Source organism: Nostoc sp. FACHB-892 (assembly GCF_014698795.1).
In the GTDB taxonomy this organism is placed as follows: domain Bacteria; phylum Cyanobacteriota; class Cyanobacteriia; order Cyanobacteriales; family Nostocaceae; genus Nostoc.
Window position 1 is genome coordinate 1 of the sequence record NZ_JACJTR010000131.1, and the last position, 4,231, is coordinate 4,231.

Sequence of the window (4,231 nt, forward strand, 5' to 3'; positions counted from 1 at the left end):
GTCGTCCAGCTATTGAGATTTGGCGAAGTGCTGCAATTGCCAGTACCTTTGCTTTATTAATCATACTGCACGTATTTGCTTGGTTCATGATTGGAGTTGTCATGGCTCCCACATACATTTTATTGGGGCTAGGAAGCATCTGTCTGGGAGCAAATTTAGGAGCAATTCTTCTATACAAACGCTTTGCAAATGCATATGTAGCAATGAAACTTGAATTTTCTTAAGTACCCTCAGAAGTAACCCTTTATAGAGCAACCTTCTAGCCAACTTAGTTTTTCAAAAATCAAATCAATAAGCTAATCGCCATTCATTTTTCCAGATCGATTCGCTTGTAGTAAAGGTTTCAGCCCTGCTTTTATGCAACTTAAATGCTCATTAGCTTACTTAACGGCAAAAGTCAGGATTCATAACGATTCCGAGCTAAAAAATCAACTTGAACAATGGCTAAATGATTCGTAAGAATTCAGGAGTAATAATTCAGCTATTCTGAGTTGTTAAAGAATTAAAGAAAGCTTGGATAAATAAGTATTGTAGTTTTAATAAACTCCCTATATATTCTGGCTCCTGGCTCCTGAGTTTTTACAATCTATCTTTGTAAGTCTATTTGTTGTGTTTGAGATTTAGCTAATATTTTATCTATCTGACTATTCGCGTCCTCAAAAGTTTGCAATATCTGTGAAGTTAGTTTATTAGTCTGTACCTGACCAGATTGCAAGTTTAAAATTACCTCTCCATTTTTCTGCGAAATAGTTAAATCCCTCTGCTGGGTATTGAAAGCCAAATCATAAATTTTTCCCCAAACTTGAGTGCCATTTTCATTAGACTTACCCCAGACCATGCCAATCCTTTGAGCAATTTGAGTCAGCCGACTGATGGCTTCAAGCTCAAATGTATCTTGATTCATTACTGTCAACGCTTCGGCTGATAATTGCTCACCACCTTTCAATCCATTTGCCACTTCTACAATGCGTTTTTTGTAATTCTCCGACTTCCCTAACTTATCTGCGGCATTGTACCAATTTCTCAAGTCATCAATAGTGACTGTTGGAGGCTTCTCTACACCGAGAGGTTCGGTTTTCACGTTATTACTAATGTCTGATGTAGAAGGAGTAGTAGAAAGTAATGGAGTTATAGATTGGTTAGGTGGGGATTGCGCTGTTTGTTCTGGTGGTTTCAAAAACTGTGGTCGTGTGGCAAGGGAATTAACTCTTTGTTGATAGTCACTATTTGATTCAATCACAGCCCCGAATTTCTTGGTCATGTTCTCCAAAGTTTTGGGGGGAATTGAACTGCTGACTAAGTGAAATACTGCTAGACCTTTTTTGGTTTCTCTGATGACATCTTCGGGCGGGACTTGGGAATATACAACATTTTGCGAAGTTAACCATTTAGTCACAGTCTCAGCTTTCTGGTTGTCAACAGCCAAGCCCATGACTCCAAGTTTTTTGTTTGATTCTGTCGAAAATAAGAAAGTAGGACGCTCTTTAATATGATGTAGAATTTTCGCACTACTTTCAATCATCTCTTGTTGTTCAGAATTAACTGATTGAGTCCCAAAAGCCTGAAATTCCTTTGTCCATTTCTGGGGATATTCAACGGTATTAGGGTCAATTTGAGCGCAAATAACAGAGAAGTTACTTTCAATAATAGCGGGGGCTGGGGTAAGTTGTCCGGTTTTGAGCAATCCAAGCTGTCTGATAGCGTCTTTGTCTTTTTTGAAGTGCAATACTCCCAGGGGTTCACCATTCAAAAATACAGCATCTCTAGTTTTAGAAGCTGAGGTTTCGATAGTCAGTTTTCGGTAATCTTGATCATTGAATGTCTGACCAGAAAAATCGTAAAAGTTAATTTTATTAATTTTGAGAAGATTACCATTGGGAGATTCACCCAGCACAAAAGCTTGATCTCCTGTCTCAGAGATTGACGTGAGCTTTAATTTTAGAGGATTACCATTTTTCAGATAATCAATTTGTTTCAACTGTTGGACAGAATCACTGTCTAACTCCCCCAGAGTTTTGCCATCAAGTTTGATTTTTACTGTTTTGTCAGTCACCGGCACAGTGCCAAATTCTAAGTTGACCGGTTCGACATTAAAAACGAGTCCCCCTTGAGAGAAGTTCTTGAGTTCACGGATAGTAATTTCAACCGGCTCGTTTCCTGGCAGTCCAATAGTTGCTTTGGCAGTGGCAGGTTCCACGCCAATGAAATTAGCTTGCGCTTTTGTACCAATGGGAAGCTGTGCGGTTCTGGTTTCAAGCATGGCGAATTCCTTATATTCGCCGTCAGCATCCTGTACAAACAACAGTCTGGAAACGTGGCGTTCGTGTCCCGGTGGGTGGTGGCTAGCCCTAATTTCTATCGCGTGTTTTTCGGTTGGATTCCAGTCTCGACCCAAAAATTGATTCGCTTCATTATTTAATGTGACTAACTTCGGTTCGGTAAATTGCAGTTGCTCCAGGCGGGAGATAATTTCATTGGGGAAAGCAGCAAAGGCGAAGTTAGAGACTTTTTTAGCGTGAGCTTGGGGGTTTGCGTTTTCTTTTCTTGCAACTTCGAGTTCATCTTGGCGAGATGCACAGATGCTCCAAGCGGCGGCAGCGGATGCAAGTTTTTCTGACTCTGGGATCGAGGCGTAAAATGCTTCTGCCGTCTCCTGCGCCAAGGCAAAGAATAGTTTAGTTTGGCTTCTAGTAAGTTCTGGTTTTAGTTCTAGGAGTTTAGCTCCCTGTATGGTCATCCCCGCCTTGAGGTTGTGGTCAGTCACAGATTGTTGGCTAACTGTTCCAAGATGACGGTATGCAGGTTTTCCATCTTTATCGATTTCTCCATTAATCTGGGCGACTGCTAGTAATTTGTGGGGGCGTTCGCTACTTGTAAATTTAATTTCTTCTAGGCGAATGTTAAGTGTCTGGGCTTTCCAGATTAAAGGGTGTCCGTAACGGGTGAGATTGGTAATTTCAAGTTTCGCCCCTTGTGAAGTTTGCAGAATTGCAGATGGCCCTTTCTCAGTTTCACGCCGTTGGGACATCCGAACCGCAGCGTTGAACTTCAGATCGAACTCGTACTTGGCGGCGATCGCTGCAAATTTTTGCTGTGGTGTAAATTCTACTCCTTTGAATAAGTCTTTAAACTGGACGATGGGGCGCGATTCTAACTGTGATTCTTGGAAATATTTATTGGTTTGGCTAATTAATAATTCTACTGGTGAGTAGCCCTTTGGTGTTATCCCCGTGTTTAAATAAACTGAAGGCGACTTTTTATCTTTAATATAATTAACATCACGATACAAGTAGCGGCTGTTTTCCCGGATTTTATCCATCTCAGGTTTTTTAGCACTTTTGAATAAATCAACCGCTATTTGGTTTTGATAACATCCTTCTTCAATCATGCTCCGGTACATTTGACGGTTAACATCCATCGCCTGCTGAATATTTTCTGGGGTTCTTTCAGAATGAGCAAGTTCAACAAACCCTTGCATATAAGGCTTGTATTCTTCTCGAATTAACTTTGGCTCTTTCTGGCGTTCTTGCTCAAACAGGGTTTCGTAATGGTTTGAAACTTGGTCTAAATAAGTTGATTTCTGCTCAAAAGTACCGTAAGTCTTTAGTACCTCAATTTCTGATTCTAATGCCTCCAGTGCTGTCACTTGATTGTTGATTATGCCCACGCTGATGCTATCGCTCATGTGGATAGCGATTTCTTCAAATGGGCGCTGGCTTCCATCGGTGGGATCATAGAATGATTGTTTTTTGAGCTTAACTGTGGGCGAATAGGCGTTTTGGGGAAGATTCCTTCGCTCTGCCTCTGCTGTTAAATTGGGATATAAGCTAGCTCTTGCCACACCAATGCAGTCACCGTCAAAATCTCGTGCTTGGCGTTCTGATTCGGTTTCGGCTGGATCGATAAAATCAACATCGATTAAGAGCGCTTCTAACTGTGCAATTCTTTGCTGTATACGCTTGTGGTCTTCGTCACTAACTACGATTACACCTTTGAGGTCTTTACCATTTGGGCCGAGCCGATCTTCAACGTGCTTGTTAGCAGACACACACAATCCGTTAGAATTCAGAAAGGCTTTGTTGCGTGAATGAAAAAAAGACATACTAATCCGATAGTGGAGTAGTATTAGTTTTCTACTTTGTAACTGTCCGGCTTGCCTAACTGGATCATGCGGTTAAGCGCAGCACATTGGAGAAATAATTCAACAGCTTGATTATCAAAGAAACGTCGT

1 protein-coding gene and 2 pseudogenes are annotated in these 4,231 nt (G+C 41.1%); 1 reads left to right on the forward strand and 2 read right to left on the reverse strand.

All coding sequences use genetic code 11. From position 1 onward, the window contains the following. Positions 1-224: pseudogene (locus tag H6G96_RS40325) on the forward strand (hypothetical protein); the annotation flags it as partial. A gap of 362 nt (positions 225-586) precedes the next feature. Here the strand turns inward: H6G96_RS40325 and H6G96_RS40330 are convergent. Together H6G96_RS40330 and H6G96_RS40335 are read right to left on the reverse strand one after the other, a co-directional pair. Then, positions 587-4,048, reverse strand: coding sequence for a hypothetical protein (locus H6G96_RS40330; protein WP_347242364.1), 3,462 nt, complete (start codon positions 4,046-4,048; stop codon positions 587-589). Between the two features lie 77 nt (positions 4,049-4,125). Then, a pseudogene (locus tag H6G96_RS40335) lies at positions 4,126-4,231 on the reverse strand (IS5/IS1182 family transposase); the annotation flags it as partial.